This is a genomic window from Thalassolituus sp. UBA3500, from assembly GCF_002377545.1.
GTDB lineage: Bacteria > Pseudomonadota > Gammaproteobacteria > Pseudomonadales > Oceanobacteraceae > Thalassolituus.
The window spans coordinates 7,975-29,239 of record NZ_DFQB01000021.1 but is presented as its reverse complement, the minus strand read 5'-3'; the positions used below and the strand labels follow the sequence as shown (position 1 = coordinate 29,239).

General features: G+C 51.5%; 17 protein-coding genes. 14 read left to right on the top strand and 3 right to left on the bottom strand.

Translation table 11 applies throughout. The features are described 5' to 3' along the window. Nucleotides 1-60 precede the first annotated feature (60 nt). Nucleotides 61-774: a hypothetical protein gene (locus B2R29_RS04565; protein ID WP_301179985.1), complete on the top strand. Its 714-nt coding sequence runs from the start codon at nucleotides 61-63 to the stop codon at nucleotides 772-774. A gap of 77 nt (nucleotides 775-851) precedes the next feature. Here the strand turns inward: B2R29_RS04565 and B2R29_RS04560 are convergent, their stop codons facing one another. Beyond that, nucleotides 852-1,121, bottom strand: a complete 270-nt coding sequence (locus tag B2R29_RS04560; RefSeq protein WP_301179984.1) for a ComEA family DNA-binding protein — start codon at nucleotides 1,119-1,121, stop codon at nucleotides 852-854. Nucleotides 1,122-1,317: 196 nt separating this feature from the next. Continuing rightward, nucleotides 1,318-4,047: a type I DNA topoisomerase gene (topA, locus tag B2R29_RS04555; protein WP_301179983.1), complete on the bottom strand. Its 2,730-nt coding sequence runs from the start codon at nucleotides 4,045-4,047 to the stop codon at nucleotides 1,318-1,320. Between the two features lie 259 nt (nucleotides 4,048-4,306). Between topA and B2R29_RS04550 the strand changes: the two genes are divergently transcribed. Together B2R29_RS04550 and B2R29_RS04545 are read left to right on the top strand one after the other, a co-directional pair. Then, entirely contained in the window at nucleotides 4,307-5,095 is a 789-nt protein-coding gene (locus B2R29_RS04550; RefSeq protein WP_301179982.1) for a hypothetical protein, read from the top strand. 117 nt (nucleotides 5,096-5,212) lie between these two features. Further along, nucleotides 5,213-6,115, top strand: a complete 903-nt coding sequence (locus tag B2R29_RS04545) for a 1-aminocyclopropane-1-carboxylate deaminase/D-cysteine desulfhydrase (RefSeq protein ID WP_301179981.1) — start codon at nucleotides 5,213-5,215, stop codon at nucleotides 6,113-6,115. 15 nt (nucleotides 6,116-6,130) lie between these two features. Here the strand turns inward: B2R29_RS04545 and B2R29_RS04540 are convergent, their stop codons facing one another. Continuing rightward, the gene (locus tag B2R29_RS04540) at nucleotides 6,131-6,973 is read right to left on the bottom strand and encodes a DUF1853 family protein (protein WP_301179980.1); all 843 of its coding nucleotides are present in this window, start codon (nucleotides 6,971-6,973) and stop codon (nucleotides 6,131-6,133) included. Nucleotides 6,974-7,070: 97 nt separating this feature from the next. Between B2R29_RS04540 and B2R29_RS04535 the strand changes: the two genes are divergently transcribed. The 11 genes from B2R29_RS04535 to B2R29_RS04485 all read left to right on the top strand — a co-directional run bounded on the left by B2R29_RS04535 (nucleotide 7,071) and on the right by B2R29_RS04485 (nucleotide 20,683). Further along, nucleotides 7,071-7,955: an NAD(+) kinase gene (locus tag B2R29_RS04535; protein ID WP_301179979.1), complete on the top strand. Its 885-nt coding sequence runs from the start codon at nucleotides 7,071-7,073 to the stop codon at nucleotides 7,953-7,955. A 2-nt stretch (nucleotides 7,956-7,957) separates the two neighbouring features. Then, complete coding sequence (locus B2R29_RS04530) at nucleotides 7,958-8,914, top strand: metallophosphoesterase (RefSeq protein WP_301179978.1); 957 nt, start codon at nucleotides 7,958-7,960, stop codon at nucleotides 8,912-8,914. Beyond that, complete coding sequence (locus B2R29_RS04525; protein ID WP_301179977.1) at nucleotides 8,914-9,750, top strand: rhomboid family intramembrane serine protease; 837 nt, start codon at nucleotides 8,914-8,916, stop codon at nucleotides 9,748-9,750. Before B2R29_RS04530 ends, B2R29_RS04525 begins: the two co-directional genes overlap by 1 nt. Continuing rightward, nucleotides 9,740-9,985: a YeaC family protein gene (locus tag B2R29_RS04520; protein WP_301179976.1), complete on the top strand. Its 246-nt coding sequence runs from the start codon at nucleotides 9,740-9,742 to the stop codon at nucleotides 9,983-9,985. Before B2R29_RS04525 ends, B2R29_RS04520 begins: the two co-directional genes overlap by 11 nt. A gap of 143 nt (nucleotides 9,986-10,128) precedes the next feature. After that, nucleotides 10,129-10,824, top strand: coding sequence for a DUF2797 domain-containing protein (locus B2R29_RS04515; protein WP_308790804.1), 696 nt, complete (start codon nucleotides 10,129-10,131; stop codon nucleotides 10,822-10,824). A gap of 1 nt (nucleotide 10,825) precedes the next feature. Continuing rightward, nucleotides 10,826-13,441 carry an aminopeptidase N gene (gene pepN, locus B2R29_RS04510; RefSeq protein ID WP_301179974.1) on the top strand — a complete coding sequence of 872 codons (2,616 nt, stop codon included), beginning with the start codon at nucleotides 10,826-10,828 and terminating at the stop codon, nucleotides 13,439-13,441. A 14-nt stretch (nucleotides 13,442-13,455) separates the two neighbouring features. Next, nucleotides 13,456-14,865: a DUF1329 domain-containing protein gene (locus B2R29_RS04505; RefSeq protein ID WP_301179973.1), complete on the top strand. Its 1,410-nt coding sequence runs from the start codon at nucleotides 13,456-13,458 to the stop codon at nucleotides 14,863-14,865. A gap of 156 nt (nucleotides 14,866-15,021) precedes the next feature. Next, on the top strand, nucleotides 15,022-16,239 hold the full coding sequence (locus tag B2R29_RS04500; protein ID WP_301179972.1) for a YCF48-related protein: 1,218 nt from the start codon (nucleotides 15,022-15,024) through the stop codon (nucleotides 16,237-16,239). Between the two features lie 112 nt (nucleotides 16,240-16,351). After that, a complete protein-coding gene (locus B2R29_RS04495) occupies nucleotides 16,352-18,715 on the top strand; it encodes an efflux RND transporter permease subunit (protein WP_414716602.1) in 2,364 nt (787 codons plus the stop codon). Nucleotides 18,716-18,802: 87 nt separating this feature from the next. Continuing rightward, nucleotides 18,803-19,660 carry a hypothetical protein gene (locus B2R29_RS04490; RefSeq protein WP_301179970.1) on the top strand — a complete coding sequence of 286 codons (858 nt, stop codon included), beginning with the start codon at nucleotides 18,803-18,805 and terminating at the stop codon, nucleotides 19,658-19,660. 6 nt (nucleotides 19,661-19,666) lie between these two features. Further along, a complete protein-coding gene (locus B2R29_RS04485) occupies nucleotides 19,667-20,683 on the top strand; it encodes an AraC family transcriptional regulator (RefSeq protein ID WP_301179969.1) in 1,017 nt (338 codons plus the stop codon). Nucleotides 20,684-21,265: the final 582 nt, after the last annotated feature.

Genomic DNA, 21,265 nt, shown 5'->3' with positions numbered 1-21,265 from the left:
CTGGCCGTTTACGGCGGCTGATGTTCGAGCTTTGTTCACCGCTTCAGATAAGGAATAAAAATGACCAGAGCACTGCTTTCCATGGTTGCAGCAGCGACGTTCTTGACCGGTTGTGCAAGTAACCAGCTCTCCCCAAAAGGAGACGCAATTTTTTACGCATTACAAGCAGACACCATGATGAACACCTGGCGTTATGAATGTGCGGCGGTCAGTGGTCGCGCTAACTATGCCGCGGAGACAGCAAGAGCAGACTGGTGGCAACGTAACGGTGATGCTGTTGAGGCTGCAGACTTTGGCCTTGCCTACAATTTGATTACGGTCACAGATACCCGGTTAGATACGGGAGCGCGTGTGGCTATGGGGCTGACTTGGGAAGTCCAGGAGCGCGCGGTGCAGACGGTCAGGAATAAACTTGAAGGTGCTTCAGATAAAGAAGATCTGTGTGTGAAAATTCTTGGTGAATATCAGGCGGGTGAGTGGGATATCAAAGGCTCAGAAGAAATTCAGCAGGCGCTGTCGAGCCTTGAAGCGACTGCCGCGAAAGAGCAGGACACCTATCGTGAGCGCAAAGGCATGGTCGAAACAGCAACGGGTAAGCGTTATGGACGTTCGCTTTATGTCGTTGAGAAACTCTCAGATCAACAAAGCTGTGACCGTTCAGGTGTCAGCCTGATCAAGGGTGAATGGCCTTATGAAATTTATAATGTTGAATGTGATGATCAACCACTGAGTATCGTGCGCTGTGAGTGGGGGCGTTGTACCTTCGTTGAGTAAGGTCTTTCATGGCTCCTTGTATGGTGCAGTTTATGATTAAAAAAGGAGGCTGATGCCTCCTTTTTATTGTTCAGTGCTTATTCCAGGCTCAGTAGTGGGCGGTTCGAATTAAGGATTGATTCGCCTATCCCTTTAACTTGAGTGATGTCTTCAACTTTATCAAACTGCCCGTGTTCTTTGCGGTGGGCAACAATAGCTTCTGCTTTTGCTTTGCCAACGCCTTTCAGTTCACTGAGTTCTTCAGCGGACGCAGTATTAATATTCACTGGGCCACCCGGCTCTTCAGCATAAACCTGAGAGAAAGCCAGTGATGCTGCAAGAATGAGTAGAGAAATAAATCCTTTCATAGCCAATTTCCTTAAATGTTATCGGGTACCTGAGGCACAGGTAAGTCGTTCTCTGATTTCAGAGATTTCCAGATTAACAGTGAAGAAATGATGAAAGATATACGAATATATTATTAAAAAAAGGCCACGTTTAAGGCCTTTTTATGGGGCTTCAGACGCCTTACTGGCGCCCTTGGCCGATCTTGCTGAAAGTGACTTATTCCGCCGATTTTTTTTCTGCGGTTTTCTTAGCTGTTGCTTTTTTTGTTGCGGTTTTCTTAGTTGTCGTTTTTTTTGCAGTCGCTTTCTTAGGGGCAGCCTTTTTCTTTTCAGTAATGTTCCACTGCTTGCCGTCCCAAGTGGCACTCCAGCCTGTTGCTTTACCTTCGCTTTCCGTCATCACGTACTGCTCTTTGGATTTCCGGCTGTAACGAATGATGGTCGGATTACCATCATTGTCTCTTTCCGGAGCACTCATCAGGAAGTGATACTTAGGATCAATCTCATTCTTGTGTGGAATGATCTCAGATACCAGTGGTGCACGGGTTTCACGTTTGCGTGGAAACTGACTTGCGGCGAGGAAAAGACCACTTGCGCCATCGCGCAGAATATAGGTGTCTTCAACTTTTTCGCACTGCAGTTCCGGCATAGGTACCGGGTCCATTTTGGGCGGCGCGGCTTCACCATTTTTCAGCAACTTACGGGTGTTTTTACACTCGTCATTGGTACAGCCAAAATACTTACCGAAACGGCCAGACTTGAGCTGCATCTCTGATCCGCACTTATCGCATTCCAGCGTCGGGCCATCGTAGCCTTTGATGCGGAACTGACCTTCTTCTACTTCAAAGCCTTCGCAATCCGGATTGTTGCCGCAGATATGTACTTTGCGTTTTTCATCCAGCAGATAGCTTTCCATTGCGGCATCACAGATTTTGCAGCGACGCTTGTCCATCAGGCGGCGGCTCTCTGCCTCATCGTCTTCGTCAGCACTAATGACTTCATCACCCGGAATGAGGTTCAGTGTCTGTGTGCAACGCTCTTTAGGCGGAAGGCTGTAACCAGAACAACCAAGGAATACCCCTGTAGAACCCGTACGAATCTGCATGTGGCGACCGCAGGTCGGACATTTGATGTCAGTATCGACCGGGTCATTAGGGCGCATTCCGTCTTCACTGCCAGCTTCCTCGAGCTTGTCGGTAAAGTCGCTGTAGAAGTTATTCAGAACGCCTTTCCAGTTAGCTTCACCATCGGCAATTTCATCCAGCTTTTCTTCCATGGTGGCAGTGAAGCTGTAATCCATCAGATCGGTGAAGTTTTCGGTCAGGCGGCTGGTGACAATATCGCCCATTTTTTCAGCGTAGAAGCGTCGGCCTTTCAGGCTGACGTAACCGCGATCCTGAATGGTCGAAATAATCGACGCATAGGTAGACGGGCGACCGATACCTCGTTTTTCAAGCTCTTTCACCAGCGCCGCTTCAGAGAACCGCGGTGCAGGCTTGGTAAAATGCTGCTTTGGTTCAAGCTCTTGCAGAGTGAGAACATCACCTTCCTGAACATCGGGCAGAAGCACATCATCATCGCCTTTGCTGCCCACTGGTGGCAGCACTTTCAGATGGCCGTCGAAACGGATCACACGGCCCTTGGTACGCAGTTCGTAGTCGCCGGAGTGAACCGTTACAGTGGTGCTGGTAAATTTGGCATCGTTCGTCTGACAGGCAACAAAACGGCGCCAGATCAGGTCATACAGGCGTTCAGCGTCTGGTTCCATGGAAGACAGGTCACCAGAACGCAGTTTCACATCAGAAGGGCGAATCGCTTCGTGCGCTTCTTGTGCGCCTTCTTTGCTGCTGTATTGGCGTGGGTTGTCCGGAAGATACTCGGCACCAAGTTTGTCGGTGATGTAATCACGTACGCTCGTCACTGCGTCCTGACTGAGGTTCGTCGAGTCAGTACGCATGTAGGTGATGTAACCAGCTTCATACAGGCGCTGAGCGAGAGTCATCGTCTTTTTAACACTGTACCCCAGGCGGGTACTTGCAGCCTGCTGCAGCGTCGAGGTAATAAAAGGCGCAGCCGGACGAGAACTGGTTGGTTTGTCTTCGCGCTTGGTGACCTTAAACGGGCCTTTACGGATAATATCGAGTGCTGACGTCGTGTCCGCTTCGTTGTTTGGGCGGAACTCCTTACCGGCAACTTTGGCAACCTGCGCCCGCAGGTCGTCGCCATCGGCAGATTTCAGATTGGCAAAGGCTTCCCAGTACTCTTCTGGAATAAAGGCACGAATTTCACGTTCGCGTTCGACGATCAGGCGTACAGCAACCGACTGTACACGCCCCGCAGAGAGGCCGCGTGCAACTTTTGCCCACAACAGAGGGGATACCATGAAGCCAACGACGCGGTCGAGGAAGCGGCGCGCCTGCTGAGCATTAACCCGATTGATGTTCAGCTCAGAAGGTTGTTCGAATGCAGCCTGGATGGCTTTCTTTGTGATTTCGTTGAACACCACGCGACGATATGGCTTGGCGTCGCTACCGATGACTTCCCGCAGGTGCCAGGCAATGGCTTCCCCTTCGCGGTCCAAATCCGTTGCGAGATAGATCTGGTCGGCATTCTTTGCCAGACGCTGTAGTTCTTCGACAACCTTTTCTTTACCCGGAAGCACTTCGTAGCTGGCTTTCCAGTCGTTGTCCGGATCAATACCCATCCGGTTGATCAACTGGTCATGAGCCTTTTTCTTTTTGTACTCGGCTTTCTCATCGGGTGACATTTTACGTGTCAGGGCCGCCTGTCGGGCACGTTCTTTCGGGTCTGACTTGGTTGCTCCGCCCGATGTGGGCAGGTCGCGGATGTGGCCGACACTGGATTTTACGATGAAATCTTTGCCGAGATACTTATTGATCGTCTTCGCCTTAGCAGGCGACTCCACAATCACCAGTGATTTGCCCATAGTCCGTTCAGATACCTTAATAGGGCGCTGGCAGAGGATGCCTGCGCCTGAAATTCCACTGGCCGGCTTGATGAAGACACCGGACAGGCTCAATTAGGCGACACTTTAAAACCAAAACATGGGGTAAGGTCAAGTCTCATGATCAGCTCAGTAAACCAGCGGACAGCCAGAAACTTGCTAAACTTTGGTTAATCAACACCCATTCTTTAACTTTGCCACCTGTTGTCAGGAATAGCACAAACACACGGAGTTGGAAAATATGTCGGCTATCGGACTGGTTCTGGCGATCGCTGTACCGCTGACGTTACTCATGCTTGGTGCCGTTGTTTATAACCGCAATATGCAGAAGAAACAGGCTAAGCAGAGTCAGGCGCGGCTTCTTCGTCAGAAGGCCGGAGATCTGCTGGAAGCGTTGGAATATCTGATGCTTGTCGACAGTCACCGTGAAATTCAGGCTGCCGTATTGGAGCGGGTAAGGGAACTCTATGCGCTGGCGGCGTCGCAGGCCGGTGCAGAGGCGGGTGAAGGAGAGTTTGATGCTGAACCGTACGAGCAGAAAATTAAGGCCGATGGCCCATGTCGCAAGGTGCTGAAAAGTGACCGTGAGCTGAAGTATGGCCGCCGGCAGTTCTCAGCGGTGCTGAAAGCACTTGCGTTGATGGCGAAGAAGAAACAGATATCTGAAACCGCCATGGTTGAGTATCGACGGTACCTTAAAATGACCCTGCTGGAGCGAGAAGTGGATACTTACACTGCTCAGGGCGATGTTGCTGCCGGACGTGGTGATATCGTCACGGCCGCTAATTATTTCAAGGCCGCACGCAAACTGTTGATTGAGTTTGATATTCAGTTCCCTGAAAAGAATCAGCGCGTGAAGGCCATTGCCGAAAAAACCGCAGCGTTGTACCGCGGTGAAAAAAACGAAGTACTCGAAGAGCCTGAGGGCCCGAACGACAATCTGTCCAAAGCTCTGTCGAAAGAAGCAGCATCCGAGACCAATGAGTTTGGCATGCCAACGGACCCGAGTGCAGTGAAAAAGCGTTACTGAGGCTGTAGTAAGCCCTGTCTACCCCTTTGTGTTGCATGACAGCAGGCGAGGCATCTGGCATTGTACGCTTATTATTTCCTTAGTAATTTATCTGAGCAATTTACCTGACCCTTTCTTGTGTCTGATTTATCCCACTTTTTGGAACGCCTGATCCCTGATGCCGGCTCGCGTGTCAGTTCAGACCTGATCGCGATTCATGAGATTCGTGGACTGAGGTTTGATTGCCTTCACCTTGATCGGTTAGATCCTGTGTTATCAGGCAATAAAGTATTCAAGCTTCTCGGGCACCTGGAGGCCTGGGAGGCATCGGGCAAATCTTCTCTCGTCAGTTTTGGTGGGCGATGGTCAAATCATCTTCACGCGCTGGCGTTTGCCGCGCAACGGCTCAACATTCCCGTGACCGCTTTGGTGCAGGGATACCCTGAACAGCCACTCACGCCTACGTTGCAGGACTGTATCGACGCAGGTATGACAATCCGGTTCTGCAATCGTGGTCAGTACGCTTTGCGCTACAACGAAGCATGGCGTGAACAGCTGGCGGTTGATGAGGATGCCTGGGTGATTCCTGAGGGCGGCGACGGCTCTGAGGGCAGGCATGGGTTTGCCATGCTGGCGCCGTTATTTGAGAAGTATGACGAAATCTGGGTCGCTGCCGGAACGGGAACGACCGCAATAGCCATCGCCGAGAGGTTGAGGCCCGACCAGACCTTGGTCATCGTTAATGCAGTGCAGGACCAGGGGGCGCTTGAAGCAAAAATGATGAGTATGCCCTTGGCACCTGAGATCCGCTTTGCAGGTCAACCAGAGAAACTGCGATTTGGTAAGTTGTCGCCAGCACTCAGAGAGCTGATCACAGATGCAGACCGGGCAGGCCTGATGCTTGATCCCGTTTATACCGTTCGCCTGTTGGCGGCCTGGCTGATGGAGCGTGAAGCTGACCATGGACGTAGCCTGCTGATCCATAGTGGTGGACTTCAGGGGCGGCGCAGTGTGGATGGTCTCTCAGGCAAATATGAGTAGAAATACCGCCACGCGTTAGCTATGCCAGTCAGGCGCCACCATCATCCAGCGCTCAACTTCACCCCAGCCGTTTTCTAGCTTTCCCATCCGGGCGATCGCCAGCGGAATGCTCAGATGTTTATACGTGCATTTAAGATACTTCAGCAATTCTTCGCGAGATACAGCAAACGACGAGTATACGGGGCTAAGCCAGTCTTGTTTTGATAAAACATACCAGTGCCCTTCCGGTAAGTAGTGAGCCTGATCAACCGGGCACCAATAGCCGGACCAGTGGTCTGGACTGATCTCGGCGGGAAGAGGGGCGGCCGATACATCATGCACGGGCGAGAACAGGCAACCGCGCATAATGGCGAATGACCTCACCGGCGTCGGGGTAAATTCTCTAATTGCATCCAGTGCAACATCATGCTGAGCCAGAGGTAACTGGTGCTCGAAAGTGTGCTGTATTTTGCGGCTGAGAAGATCGCGACGATTAGGGCCAATCCAGTCGTCTTCCACACCGAGATAAAACTTCAGTGCGAGCTCAATGTGCAGGGTGCTGTTTTCCCTCGGAATTAACAGATCGAGTTCACCTAAAGTTCTGTTCTGTTCAGTTATCTGCTGATTGGCGATAAAAGGAACCTGACTACTGCTCAGAGCAGATTGCCAGAGTTGTTCGAAACGAAAGCCCAGGCGCGGGCTCTGAAAGTCGGGTGACAGAGTGGTCCCTTTCAGGTGGCTTTCGCGCAACTCGGGCAATATTTCTTTCAGTGCCGGTGTTACGCTGCTGTCCAGGAGAGACGGGCCGAATATGCTCCAGAGCAGATCGCGTTTGTTCTTATCCTGAATATCGAAGAATGCTTCCGGGGTGGTCGCCATGGGGTCAAGCCTGGTGTTCTGCGGTATAGTATATAAAAAGACGCTGCAGCAGGATGATGACTGCAGCCCGTGATTTGTTGAGGTTACCAGTTTTCTGATGGAAGAGTTCCGCAATATCGGTCTGATTGGCCGACTGAACAGTAATAAAGTGATTGATACTATCCGTCGTTTGGCGCGCTATCTGATTGACGAGGGGTATCACACCATTCTGGACGACCGTATCGCGGAGGTAATGCCGGGGCACGGCATGCAGGTCAGCAATGTGAATATGCTGGGTGAAATATGTGACCTGGTGATTGTTGTCGGTGGTGACGGCAGCCTTCTCGGTGCCGCTCGGGCGCTCGCCAAATTCAACACGCCGGTGTTGGGGATCAACCGTGGTCGCCTGGGCTTCCTGACCGATATCAGCCCGGATGATGAAATGTGCGAGGCGGTTCAGGCCGTTCTCGACGGTGAATATATAGAAGAAAGACGTTTCCTTCTCGATGCGGAAATCAAACGTGATGGCAACCCGATAGGTTCTGCAACAGGCCTGAACGACGTGGTTCTGCACCCGGGTAAGTCCGCCCGGATGATCGCCTTTGATCTCTACATCGAAGGGCAGTTTGTTTATCACCTGCGTTCTGATGGTCTGATTGTTTCAACACCCACCGGATCTACCGCCTATGCTTTGTCTGGGGGCGGTCCAATCATGCACCCGCGACTGGATGCTTTGGTGTTGGTACCAATGTTCCCGCATACCCTGTCGAGCCGGCCTATCGTGGTTGACGGCAAGGCCGAAGTGAAAATTGTTGTGGATGCCAGCCAGGGGCTGTATCCGACGATCAGTTGTGATGGCCAGACACACATTCCTTGTGCACCGGGTGATAGCATCACTATCCGTAAAAAAGCGCACAAGCTGAAACTGATCCATCCGAAAGGTCACAACTTTTACGAGATCTGTCGTACTAAGTTGGGCTGGAGCAGTAACCTCGGAGAATGAATATGCATCAGGGATATGACCTGATAGGCGACATTCATGGCTGCGGCCTGACGCTGATTGATCTGCTTGAACAGATGGGTTACAGCAAGCGCAACGGGGTGTATCAGCATCCGAAGCGGAAAGTTGTTTTTCTGGGTGACATCGTTGACCGTGGGCCTAATATCCGTCTTGCGTGTCACATCGTGCGCGACATGGTAGAAGCTGGCCACGCCGATATCGTTATGGGTAACCACGAATACAACGTTGTGACTTATCTGAGCGAAGCACCGGCGGGTATGCGTCAGCCATTTCTGCGTCCTCATACGCCGCGTAATAACTTCATCGTCGAGCAGACATTAGAGCAATTCGCGAATTATCCGCAGGAATTTAACGAAATGCTCGACTGGTTCCTGACCATTCCGCTGTTCCGCGAGTACGAGCACTTCCGAGTGGTGCATGCCTGTTGGGATCACCAGATGATTGACGAATACCTGCGACGGTACGGAACCAACCACATCACCAAAGACATGCTGCCTGAGTCTGTGCAGACGGACTCATTTCTCTATCAGTTTCTGGATCGGATGCTTCGCGGAACATCACTGAAATTGCCTGATGGACGTTCAATGACGGCGAAAGACGGCATGGTCCGTCAGTTCTTCCGCACTAAATTCTGGGCCGGAGACCCGCAACGGTACAATGATGTGATCTTTCAGCCAGATCCTCTGCCAGAAGATCTGCAGCACGCGCTGTTGAGCGAAGACGAGAAAGAGCAGTTGTTGTTCTACGGACCCGACGAAAAACCGCTGTTTATTGGCCACTACTGGATGTCCGGTTTGCCTGAGCCCATCGTGCCAAATATCGCCTGCCTCGATTACAGTGCGGTAAAGTATGGCCGTCTCGTAGCGTACCGAATGGATACCGAGCGTCATCTGCAGAAGGGTAAATTCGCTTGGGTTCGTGTTGAAAAGAAAGAGCGCTGATGCAACCGCTGGCCGTACTGAGTGCTCCACTGGAGACTGATCTGTCGCCTCTGACCCGCCATCTTTGGTCAGAGAAAATCGTACATCGCGTTGTTGAGGAGGGTAATCAGCAGGTTTTGCTGATAGCCGACCCCGATGATATTGACCGAATTAAAGAACTGCTGGACGACTGGCGAGAGGGTTCGTTGCCAGAGCCTGAACCGGTTACAACCTCGGGCACGTCAATAGTACAGCGTCTGGCTGCGGTACCACTGACTGTCGGCCTTATGTTGCTGGTGGTTGGCGTCTTTGGCTGGCAGCACTTATCAAATGATTGGCACGGGTGGTTGGAAAATAGCCAGGCACTCTGGCCGGATGCCCGCAATCAACTTTCTACCTATCTGAACATGTCGTTCTGGGAAATCTGGCGGCCGACACTGCTGCATTTCAGCGTGATGCACCTGTTGTTCAACAGTTTATGGGTCTGGGTGCTGGCCGGAGCCATGGAGCGTCAGGGAGAGCGTTTCGGAATTTTGGCATTGCTCATACTGTGCGGCGTAAGCGGGAACCTGTTGCAGTGGTGGTTGGCTGGCCCGGCATTTGGCGGCATATCGGGTGTCGTCTATGGCCTGGCGGCCTGGACCGGGCTGCGTCAATACCGCTACAAAATACAATACGGCATTCCTCCGGCCTTGTTGGGGGTAATGATTTTCTTTATGGTGATTATGCTGTTTGGAGACACCGTGGTGCCGGGCCTGTCGGGGTCGGCTCATGGTGGGCACCTGGGCGGTTTACTGTGTGGTTTCCTGCTGGCCGTGATCTGGCCAAATCCTAATCGGAGAAATAATGAATCTTGATGATCTGATCCGTTCACTCACACCAGAAGTGTACGAAAACCTGAAAAACGCGGTTGCAACAGGTCGCTGGCCGAACGGTCGAAAGCTTGAAGACGGGCAGCGTGAATTGTGCATGGAAGCCATCATCTATTACGAAAACACCCACGATGTGCCTGCCGATCAGCGAGTAGGTTACCTCGATCAGGGCTGTAAATCGGGCAAAGACGACGACACCCAGCCGCTGAATATCCAATGAGCAAGTCAGAATTTTCCGGCCATTTGGATAAGATGCGCATTCGTCCGGCGGCAACGGTGGCATACTCGCTTGTGCTCAACAATGAAGAGTTCCCAATCAACGACTTTCTCGGAAAAAGCCTGTCCCTTACGTGGGAAGGTGACATCCATTGTCGTGCCTGTAACCGACCAACCAATAAAAGTTTCAGTCAAGGTTACTGTTACCCCTGCTTCACCAAGTTGCCTGAGTGCGATTCCTGCATCATGAGCCCTGAAAAGTGTCATTTCCATCAGGGGACCTGTCGTGATGCAGCCTGGGGAGAACGGGTCTGTTTTAACGACCATATCGTATATCTTGCCAACTCGTCGGGTGTGAAAGTGGGAATCACTCGAATGAAGAACATGCCGTCGCGCTGGCTGGATCAGGGCGCAGCACAAGCTTTACCGATTGCGAGAGTAGCGACACGACGCCTGGCTGGGCTGGTCGAAGATATTATCCGACGAGATATCGCCGATAAAACGAACTGGCGGGCGATGCTCAAAGGCGATTCACCAGAGCTGGATCTGCTCTCAGAGAGAGAGCGACTCAGAGAACATTTCGCAGAAGAACTTAATCAGCTTGAGCTGGAGCAAGGTCCTGGCTCGATAACATGGTTGACGAACGAGAGCGTCCGGCACTTTAATTACCCAGTGATTGAGTACCCGACCAAAGTAACCAGCCATAATTTCGATAAAACCGCAGAAGTGTCGGGTCGCCTGATGGGCATGAAGGGGCAGTACCTTATACTCGATACTGGTGTCATCAACCTGCGAAAATTTACCTCATACAATGTCAGAGTGACTGTGAACAGGGAGTCTTAACATGCGTGACGCTCAACCGAAGGCGATTCAGTTAGCGGATTACCGCGCGCCTGCTTATGAAGTAACTGATACCCATCTTAAATTTGAATTAAACGATGGCTATACCCAGGTGCATTCTGTTCTGACCCTGAAACAGGTCGGTGAAGGAAACGAGCTCGTGCTCAACGGCCAGGACCTTGAGCTACTGAGCATCCGTCTCGATGGCAACGACCTGACAACCGATGATTATGTACTGGGTGATGAAACTCTGACGCTCAGTGGATTGGGCTCTTCGCATGAGTTGGCAATCTCTACGCAGATTTACCCCGAGAAAAATACGGCACTGGAAGGTTTGTATCGCTCCGGCGGCATGTACTGCACGCAGTGTGAGGCTGAAGGATTCCGTCGTATTACTTACTACCCGGATCGCCCGGACGTGATGTCGGTCTTTACGACTGAAATTATCGCTGATGCTGAGCAGTTTCCAGTGTTACTGTCGAACGGTAATCCGGTAAGCGAAAAAACCGAAGAGGGTAAGAAGCACGTTGTCTGGCATGACCCACACAAAAAGCCAGCTTACCTGTTTGCGTTAGTCGCGGGTGACCTGCAGGTTCGCGATGATCACTTCACGACCTGTTCGGGGCGCGAAGTGCTGTTGCGCATTTTCGTCGAGCCGCAAAACGTTGATAAAACAGAATACGCGCTGGATGCCCTTAAGCGATCCATGCGTTGGGATGAAGAGGTTTACGGCCGCGAATACGATCTGGATATTTTCATGATTGTTGCTGTTGATGACTTCAACATGGGGGCGATGGAAAACAAAGGTCTTAATATCTTTAACTCCTCCTGTGTTCTCGCTAATCCAGCAACCGCTACGGATGCGGCGTATCAGCGTATTGAAGCCATCGTTGCACATGAGTATTTCCACAACTGGTCGGGCAACCGTGTCACCTGTCGTGACTGGTTTCAGTTGAGTCTCAAAGAAGGCTTTACAGTTTTTCGGGATGCCTGTTTCTCCGCGGATATGAATTCACCGACCGTTAAACGAATTGAAGACGCCAGCATGCTGCGTACGGTTCAGTTCGCTGAAGATAGTGGGCCGATGGCACACCCGGTGCAGCCAGATTCGTACATCGAAATTTCGAACTTTTACACAGTGACCATTTATGAAAAAGGCGCTGAAATTGTTCGCATGCTGCATAAAATTCTGGGTGCCGACGGTTTCTGCAAAGGCTCTGACCTCTACTTTGAGCGTCACGATGGTCAGGCTGTCACCATCAACGATTTTGTACAGGCGATGGAAGACGCCAATAGCGTCGACCTGAGTCAGTTCCGCTTGTGGTATAAACAATCAGGTACGCCGGTGGTCGAAGTCCTTACGCAGTACGATCATGCCGCAGAGCGTTTGACCATTAACCTGCGTCAAAGTACTCCGGATACTCCGGGGCAAACGAATAAAAAACCGCTGTGGATTCCTGTTCAGTTGGGGTTCATCGCACACAGTGGCGAAGATATCGAGATTCGCCCGGATCAGCCGGACTTCTGGACCGAAGAGAGTCAGGTACTGCACTTTCGCGAAGCCGAGCAGACCTTTAGTTTTGGTGGCGTGATTGAAGAACCGGTTGTGTCACTGTTCCGGGATTTTTCTGCGCCGGTACGCATCAATTATCAGCACAGTCAGTCAGCGTTGCGTTTTATGTTGCAACACGACAGCGATGGCTTTAACCGCTGGGATGCTGGTCAGCAGCTGATGCTACACTGGATCGAGCTGGCCGAAAAGGGTCGCTTTAAGCTGGTAAAAGAGGATGTGGAAGCACTTCGGAGTGTGATCAGTGATGAGAGTCTTGATCCTGCGATGGTCGCTTACCTGTTGGCTCTTCCGTCAGAGGCGTATATCGCAGAAACGCGTAAATCCTATGATCCTGTTGCCATTCATAACGGCCGCGAGCAGGTGTTGTCTGCTGTGGCTGAGGCATTGAAAGAAGACTTTCAGGCGTGCTACGAGCGTCTGAACATTGTGGCAGAATATCAGCCAGCACCCGCAGACATGGCGCGCCGTTCACTTAAAAACCTCGCGCTGTCGTTCTGGGCGCGGGCATCTGCGGATGGCGTCGCAGCGGCTAAGGCGCAGTTTACCAGCGCCGATAATATGACCGATCAGATGGCGGCGTTACGCGTACTTGTTACCTGTGGCGATGAACCCGAAGCGCTGGAAGCACTGAATACCTTCTATGAACAGTGGAAACACGATTCATTGGTGGTTAATCAGTGGCTGACTGTACAGTGTGGATCATCACGTCTGGGTTCACCGGATCACATTGAGACAATGCTGGAGCACGAAGCATTTGATTGGCGCAACCCGAATAAAGTACGTTCAGTGATTGGCGCGTTCGCCAACCAGGCCCTGTGTCACTTCCACAGTGAGAATGGACGTGGTTATCGTCTTCTTTCAGACGCTGTTATCCGCCTGAACGCCAGCAACCCTCAGATTGCTTCACGATTACTGACGCCACTGACCCGGTGGAAGCGTTTAGTGCCAAGTCAGTCACAATTGATGAAAGCTGAGTTGCAACGGATCATGGATAGCGGCAGTCTTTCGAAAGACGTGTACGAAGTTGTTAGCAAGAGTTTGGTTTAAGGAAAACTGATCTGATGGATCTTTCAGGTGTCATCCGTGTAAAACGCGGTTCCTCATTGCTTGCCACGCTATGCGTGGCGGGTGGTATGTTTGTGTCTCAGGCCTATGCCTCTGTCTCAGTTTCTGAAGCCGAACGGCTTAAGTCTGTCCTCACTCCCATGGGTGGGCAGCGCGAGGGCAACGGTCGTGATATTCCCCCATGGCGGGGTGGACTGACTCTGCCGCCGGTTGAATACAAAGAGCCAGGGCAACATCACCCTGATCCATTTCCGGACGACCAGCCTCTGTTTACTGTGACTGCTCAGAACATGAATCAGTACAGCAATAATCTGACAGAAGGGCAGAAAGAGATGTTCAGGACATACCCTGACACCTTCAAAATGCCCGTATACCAGACTCGTCGTACCGCAGCGGCACCTGAGTGGGTGTATGAAAACACCTATAAGAATGCGTTACGCGCCGAATTGGCCGACGGTGGTAACTCGCTTCTTTATTCGTACGCGGGTATTCCGTTCCCCATCCTGAGTGATAATAAAAATCAGGCGGGTGTTCAGGCGGTCTGGAATCACATTACTCGCTGGCGTGGCACCTACCTGCAGCTGCAGGCTTCAGAGGTTGCAGTTCATCAGGACGGCAAATTCACACCGACTACGGTAGAGCAACAGGTTGAATTCAACTACTACCGTCAGGATAAAACGATTGAAGAGCTGGATAACTTACTTTTCTATTATCTGTCTGTGACCAAAGCACCAGCGCGTCTCGCTGGTGGTGCGGTACTGGTCCATGAACCTCTTAACCAGGCAAACGATGCCCGGCAGGCTTGGGGTTACAACGCTGGTCAGCGTCGTGTACGTCGTGCCCCTAACCTTGCGTACGACACGCCTATTGCCGCTGCCGATGGCTTACGCTATGCCGACGACACGGACATTTATAACGGTTCGCCGGACCGCTATAACTGGAAACTTATCGATAAACGCGAAATTTACATTCCATACAATAACTATCGTCTCACCTCGAATGAGGCAAGTTACAACGATATTCTGCGCCCAGGGCATCTCAACCCAGAATACACCCGCTATGAAAAACATCGTGTCTGGGTCGTTGAAGGTACGCTTAAAGATGGTATGAGGCATGTTTACAGCAAAAGAGTGTTCTATATTGATGAAGATACCTGGAGCATTGCGGTAGCAGATCAGTACGATATGAATGGCCAGTTGTGGCGTGTGAGCATGGCCTATATTAAGACGTATTATGAGCTACCGGTGACCTGGACTGGCATGGATGTGTTCCATGATCTTCTCGACCGCCGCTACCATGTACAGGGCTTGATGAACGAAGAGCCCGAAGAAATTGACTACAGTAACCCACCTCCGGGTGACCGTTACTTCACACCGGCTGAATTGCGTCGACGCGGACGCCGATAACACCTCCCCGGTAATTTTCACTGTCAAGGGGGCGTAGCAGTAAGGTGCGGGAAGCGCCAGTTTGGTTACATAACGTAACAAGAGCGTGTTAGTCAGTGGTAGGGCTGTCCGCTAGACTAGCGCCGCTTTAATAATGCTAATAATACGGGGTTTTATATGTTTTCTGATTTGGTCAGGCCATGGGCAGGCAACCAAAAGAGCGGGCTAAGCCTCCTCTCGGGTCTGTTCATTAGCGGGGCTCTGGCTACATCAACCGGAGCATTCGCAGAGTGGCAGGATCCTCTCCAGACACCTGCAATGTCGTCCGACAAGGCGCATGAATCATTGTTACTTGATGTTACAGATCGTGGTCAAGCGCTTGTCAGTGTTGGTGCCTACGGCCACGCTATCGTTTCAACAGACAACGGCTTCACCTGGAGTCAGGGTAGCGTTCCTGTAACCACAACCTTAACTTCCGTTGATTTTGCTGATGAACAGAATGGCTGGGCTGTCGGCCATGACGGCGTGATTCTCAACACGATGGACGGTGGATCAAACTGGACGAAACAGTTTGACGGCTTCAAAGCCAATGAAGCGATGCTGAGGTCGGCACGGAATAACCTGACAAATGCGGAAGAGCGCTTAGAAGCAATTCAGGAAACGGGCTCCGATATGGATGTAGAGCAGGCCATGACTGCTCTGGAGAATGCAGAATTTGCATTTCAGGATGCTGAGTACGATCTCGAAACTGGCTCGACCAAACCCTTCCTTGATGTGTATTTCTGGTCAGCGAGAGAAGGTATTGCAGTCGGTGCGTACGGGATGGCCTTCCAGACGATGGACGGTGGCAATGAGTGGTTTGAAATCAGTTCAAGACTGCCAAACCCGAATCGCTTGCACCTCAACGCAATTACCCGCGTCGGCGAACGCTCACTGACAATTGTCGGTGAAATGGGGCTTATGCTTCGATCAGACGACATGGGTGAAACCTGGGTTGGTCAGTCAGCACCTTACGACGGCTCTCTTTTTGGATTGCTCGATGAAGGGGATACCCAGATTCTTTTCGCTCTGCGCGGACACACCTACCGCTCCGATGATGACGGCATTACCTGGCAAGTGCTCGATACCGGTTCTGAGCAAACTCTGCTGGGAGGTTTCAGTTCAGATCGAGGTGCGATGCTAGTCGGAAACGGCGGTAGCGTGGTGACGCTGAACGCTCAGCTATCAGGAGCAGAATCGACAATCATCGCTGGCCGCAAAGGCGCAGCATCAGTTATTCGCAGTGAAGCCGGGCATTTCGTTATTGCCGGCGACGCTGGCATTCAATTGGTAAGCAGAGAGGGCAAATTGTTGCAACGTCAGGCAGAAATGAGCGGGGAGAAAGGCAATGAGTGAACAGAAGCACCATTACTCCTCTGAGCCAGAGCACTACATTCTGTCTTCAGAATCGGAGCCGTTTCTTGAACGCCTGATCTTTAACAATCGCTCGCTGGTCATCGTCGTACTGATGGCCCTGACTGCGTTATTTGGCTATGGCCTGAGTAAGGTTACGCTGGATGCCAGTATCGAAAAGTATATCCCTCTGAACCACGAGTACATCCAGAACTACCTTGTTCATAAAGATGAGATGAAAAGTGGTGTAGCCAACGTAAAAATTGCTGTCGAAACAACTGACGGTGACATTTTTACCCAGGACTACATGGATACTCTGAGTAAAATCAGTGACGAAATCTTTTTCGTTAAGGGTGTCGACCGCTCCGGAATGGAGTCTCTCTGGACACCGAACGTCCGTTGGATGGAAGTGACCGAGGAAGGTTTTCAGGGCGGCCCGGTTATTCCGAGCACCTATGATGGTTCTCCTGACAGCCTCGAACAGGTTCGTCAGAATGTCTTGAAGTCGGGTCAGGTTGGTCGTCTGGTAGCGAACAACTTTGAGTCTTCGATCATCAATGTACCGCTGGTTGAGTACAACCCGGACACAGGTGAAAAGCTGAGCTACGCAACCTTCAGTGCTGATCTTGAAGAGAAAATCCGTAGTAAATACGGCAGTGATCAGTACCGCATATACATCACGGGTACACCGAAAAAACTGGGTGATCTGTTAGAAGGTGCGCAATCCATTGCGCTCTTCTTCCTCGCTGCCATGGTGATGACCGCCATTCTGCTGTATCTCTACTCCCGTTGTATTCGCGGTACCATTGTTCCTATTGTGGCGTCTCTTATCGCGGTTGTCTGGCAGTTAGGGTCACTGGCTCTGCTGGGTTTTACCATTGATCTCTATTCTGTTCTGGTACCTTTCCTGGTGTTTGCGATTGGTATCAGCCACGGTGTTCAGATCATTAACGGCATTGCGATTGAATCTGGCAAAGGTGCTTCGCCGGTGCAGGCGGCCCGCCATGCATTCCGTGGTCTGTACGTGCCGGGCATGTTGGCTCTCCTGAGTGACGCGATTGGCTTCTTGACGCTGCTCTTTATCGATGTTGGCGTTATTCAGGAACTGGCGATCGCTGCGAGTGTGGGGGTTGCCATGATCATTGTGACCAACCTGGTCCTGTTGCCTGTGATTATGTCTTATATAGGTATCAGTCAGCCGGGTATCGATCATGCTTACAAAGCATCTCAGAGCAAAGCGCCGGTATGGCGTGGTCTTTCTGCATTTGCCAGCCGCAAGGTTGCACCGTTCCCAATCGCGATTGCTATCGCAATGGGGATTGGCGGTTACTATTACAGCCAGGACCTGAAAATTGGGGACCTTGATAAAGGTGCACCAGAACTTCGTGCCGACAGTCGTTACAACAAAGACAACGCCTTCATGGTTGGGAATTACTCCACCAGTTCTGACGTATTCGTGGTGATGGTCGAAACGGCGCCTGAGCGTTGTAACGCCTACAAAGTTATGGACGCTATGGATCGTTTCATGTGGTACATGGAGAACGTACCGGGAGTGCAGTCGGCGACCTCACTGGTGACAGTCTCTAAACTGGTCACCAAATCGATGAACGAAGGCAACCTGAACTGGTCAGCGCTGTCACGAAACCAGACGGTTCTGAACACCTCAATTCAACGTGCACCGGGCGCACTGCTGAATTCCGATTGCTCAATGGCACCAGTCATTATCTATCTGAATGATCACAAAGCCGAGACGCTCGAAACGGTTGTTGCCGCTGTCGAAAACTTCAAAGACAGCTACGACGATGACGTCGATATGAAATTTTATGGCTATCGCTACAACGAACTTGAACAGGCCATCGAAGACGGTGAAATCGATTCAGTGCCAGTTCGCTTCCAGTTAGCTTCGGGTAACGCGGGTATTGAAGCTGCGACGAATCAGGTCATCGCAGATGCGCAGGGCACCATGCTGATCTTCGTTTACGTGGTGGTCTTTGTTCTCTGCTTTATAACCTTCCGTAGCTTACGGGCGGTTGCCTGTATTCTCATTCCGTTGGCGTTAACCTCCATTCTGAGTCAGGCGCTGATGACGTACCTGGATATCGGTGTGAAGGTGGCAACGCTGCCAGTGATTGCGCTGGGTGTCGGTATCGGTGTCGATTACGGCATTTATATCTACAACCGCCTTGAAGTTATGATCCTCGCAGGTAAGTCGATGCAGGAGGCCTTTTTCGAAACCCTTCGCTCGACGGGTAAGGCAGTAAGCTTTACTGGTGTCACTCTGGCCATTGGTGTCGCTACATGGATGCTGTCGCCGATTAAGTTCCAGGCCGACATGGGTATCCTGCTGACCTTTATGTTCCTCTGGAATATGTTAGGCGCACTGATTCTGTTACCTGCGTTGGCCAGCTTCCTGCTTAAACCAGAGAGCATGTTGGCGCGCCACAAGGAAAAGCACGGTGATGTCCCGCCAGCGGGATAATATCGCTGAAAGCAGGTAAACTAATGCCCCTGACAGAGTCTCTGTTCAGGGGCATTTTTTTAGCGTTAATTTGTCATTGGAGTGAAAATGAAAAGTCCGCTTGGCCTGGAAGCCAGAATCCCGGTATTCGAATTGTTCAAAGATGCGCTGTTTTTACTGTGGGCTAAGCGCGCGCGTCTTTTCAGTATGTTTCTTCCAATTATTGTCGTTCTCGTCGTATTAGATCGCTACAGCGCTGCGATTACTGAACCTATCATTGCCGCGATGGGACAAGAGGGAGCAGAGATGCAGATGGGTTTCCCCATCGAGTTCTGGATTGTCACGGGTATCTCCATGCTTTTGAGCATCCTGTTGGCGACGACCGTTCATCGCTTTACGCTTCAGGATGCATCTCACTGGCCAAGTAATGCTTTACGTATACCAAACCGTTCCGACTGGCGTTATTTGTTACGCTCGCTGCAGCTTATTTTTGTCTCTGCTGGAGCAGGGTTGGGCGTGACTATTGTGGCTATGGTTATTCTGGGTATTGTGACCGGTGCCGGTGATCCCGCTGCTATGCAAAAAGTGGTTGGGCTGGCGTTTATTCCGGCATTTATGCTGATGCTTTATATTCTCGCGCGGCTGTCGATTACATTGCCAGAGATCGCCATCGGTACAGAAGGCTCTGATCTTGGGCGCGCCTGGAGAATGAGCAAAGGTAATGGCACGCGTCTCGTTATCGTAGCCCTGGTTTTGCCTTTGGTGGTCAATCTGCCATTTTTCCTACTGGTATCACTGGATAATGTTGCTACAAATCTCATCGCTGCGTTTGGCATCTACAGCATGACACTGATATCAATCACGGTACTCTCTCTGAGTTACCAGTTCCTGCTTGAGTTTTACGAGCCGGGTGATGGCGAAGAGGTCACTCCTGAGACGGATGACAACGACGGCATGGATGCCTGATCAAATATGAAGCTGGGTGATCTGAGCATTACCTACGTCGAGGTGATCGCATGCACCATGCGTACCCTCGGTGCTGACCCGGATGCGCTTCTGGGTCAGTACAACATTCTTCCTGAAACCCTTGCATCGCCTGATACCCGAATCAGTATTCCACGCTTTATGCGTATCGGACACGATGCGATCCAGCAGACCCGCGCCCCCTGGTTTGGTTTAGAAATGGGTCGTAATACCTGGCCAGCTCAGTTAGGGCTAGCGGGGCTGGTTGCCATGACGGCGCCAGATCTGCGTCGTGCCTGTCAGGCAATCGCTGGCTTTGAATTGCTGTCGAGCTTCAACGCGCGTGGTGCGAGTTCGTTCTCGTTGGAAGAGGGGAAGCCTGCACTTAAGTTCTACTCTGTGAGCCCCTACAACGCTTACAACCTGTTTGTGGTTGACTCTGTACTATCTAGTTGGGCGCATATCCTGAGCTCGATCAGTGGCCAGAAAGAGGGAATACTCGAAGCGGTGGATATCGAGTTCTCGGACCCCGGTTACGCCGATATGTACCGTCGTTACTTCAAGTGCCCGGTGAATTTTGGCGCGGGCTCGAATCGGTTAGTGCTTCAAAATGAGGCACTGAAGCTACCCGTGATCCAAAGTTGCCACTCTGTCCACGAAGGTTTGAAGCGTCAGGCGGAACGTGAGTTAGACAGGGTGAGACTGGGCCTTAGTGTGACAGAGCAGGTTGCTCGTACTCTGGCGCCCCTGTTGGACGGTGAAACTCCAGAGTTGAGAAAGGTGGCCAGTCGCCTCAATATGGCGCCCTGGACGCTGCGCAGACGCCTTCAGGCCGAAGGAAAGACCTATCAGGATGTACTCAACGCAACGCGCAGAGATCTGGCTGTGAGTTATATCAGGGATACGTCACTGACGTTGGGGGAAATAGCGTATTTGCTGGGGTTTGGTTCTGCTGCGGCATTCCAGCGCGCATTCAGGCGCTGGACCGGCGAGGCGCCGGGCCGCTATAGGGAAAACTGCCGCTAGGGCAGAGCCGCAGTTACATCTCTACGGCGTCATCGCAGTCGTCTTCGTAATCGTCAAAGCCGACATCTAACAGATCTTCAATGTAATCAGACATTTTTGATCTCCTTTTTGTTGTTGATCCAATCCTGTTGGTTTGCCACTACAGGAACGCTTCCTGAGCGACGACTCTAAGTACACAGCTGATCGTGAAGAAGTACTCAAACGGATTTAGCATATAGCGTGCCACTTAAAGTAAATATAGTCGCTGCTGGAGAAAAGACCGGGCATCCTTACCCGAGTTCCCAGACTTCCCTGCGACTATGTGTAAAAGATAGTCAGCCAATATGACGTGGGTATGACAACGACTCAGAATCCCTGATGCCAAAGCGTAAAGATCTGTTGGAGGTAAATCAGAACTGGAAACACAGAGGTTCCGGTTGAAATAGCGCGTGTAAAAAAGGGGATCTTAAAAGAAGATGGCGGACGGCCGGGCTTCCGCTCAAGCGGGACTCGAACTCGGCGTGCATTTAAAAAGGGGATCTTAAAAAAGATGGCGGACTGGACGGGACTCGAACCCGCGACCCCCGGCGTGACAGGCCGGTA

Bases quoted from the DNA above. Each gene is read 5' to 3' on its own strand.
- B2R29_RS04485 (WP_301179969.1), top strand. From the start codon at position 19,667: ATGAAGCTGGGTGATCTGAGCATTACCTACGTCGAGGTGATCGCATGC.
- B2R29_RS04500 (WP_301179972.1), top strand. From the start codon at position 15,022: ATGTTTTCTGATTTGGTCAGGCCATGGGCAGGCAACCAAAAGAGCGGG.
- B2R29_RS04495 (WP_414716602.1), top strand. From the start codon at position 16,352: ATGGCCCTGACTGCGTTATTTGGCTATGGCCTGAGTAAGGTTACGCTG.
- B2R29_RS04530 (WP_301179978.1), top strand. From the start codon at position 7,958: ATGCATCAGGGATATGACCTGATAGGCGACATTCATGGCTGCGGCCTG.
- B2R29_RS04565 (WP_301179985.1), top strand. From the start codon at position 61: ATGACCAGAGCACTGCTTTCCATGGTTGCAGCAGCGACGTTCTTGACC.
- B2R29_RS04505 (WP_301179973.1), top strand. From the start codon at position 13,456: ATGGATCTTTCAGGTGTCATCCGTGTAAAACGCGGTTCCTCATTGCTT.
- pepN (WP_301179974.1), top strand. From the start codon at position 10,826: ATGCGTGACGCTCAACCGAAGGCGATTCAGTTAGCGGATTACCGCGCG.
- B2R29_RS04490 (WP_301179970.1), top strand. From the start codon at position 18,803: ATGAAAAGTCCGCTTGGCCTGGAAGCCAGAATCCCGGTATTCGAATTG.
- B2R29_RS04560 (WP_301179984.1), bottom strand. From the start codon at position 1,121: ATGAAAGGATTTATTTCTCTACTCATTCTTGCAGCATCACTGGCTTTC.
- B2R29_RS04520 (WP_301179976.1), top strand. From the start codon at position 9,740: ATGAATCTTGATGATCTGATCCGTTCACTCACACCAGAAGTGTACGAA.
- B2R29_RS04550 (WP_301179982.1), top strand. From the start codon at position 4,307: ATGTCGGCTATCGGACTGGTTCTGGCGATCGCTGTACCGCTGACGTTA.
- B2R29_RS04525 (WP_301179977.1), top strand. From the start codon at position 8,914: ATGCAACCGCTGGCCGTACTGAGTGCTCCACTGGAGACTGATCTGTCG.
- topA (WP_301179983.1), bottom strand. From the start codon at position 4,047: ATGGGCAAATCACTGGTGATTGTGGAGTCGCCTGCTAAGGCGAAGACG.
- B2R29_RS04535 (WP_301179979.1), top strand. From the start codon at position 7,071: ATGGAAGAGTTCCGCAATATCGGTCTGATTGGCCGACTGAACAGTAAT.
- B2R29_RS04540 (WP_301179980.1), bottom strand. From the start codon at position 6,973: ATGGCGACCACCCCGGAAGCATTCTTCGATATTCAGGATAAGAACAAA.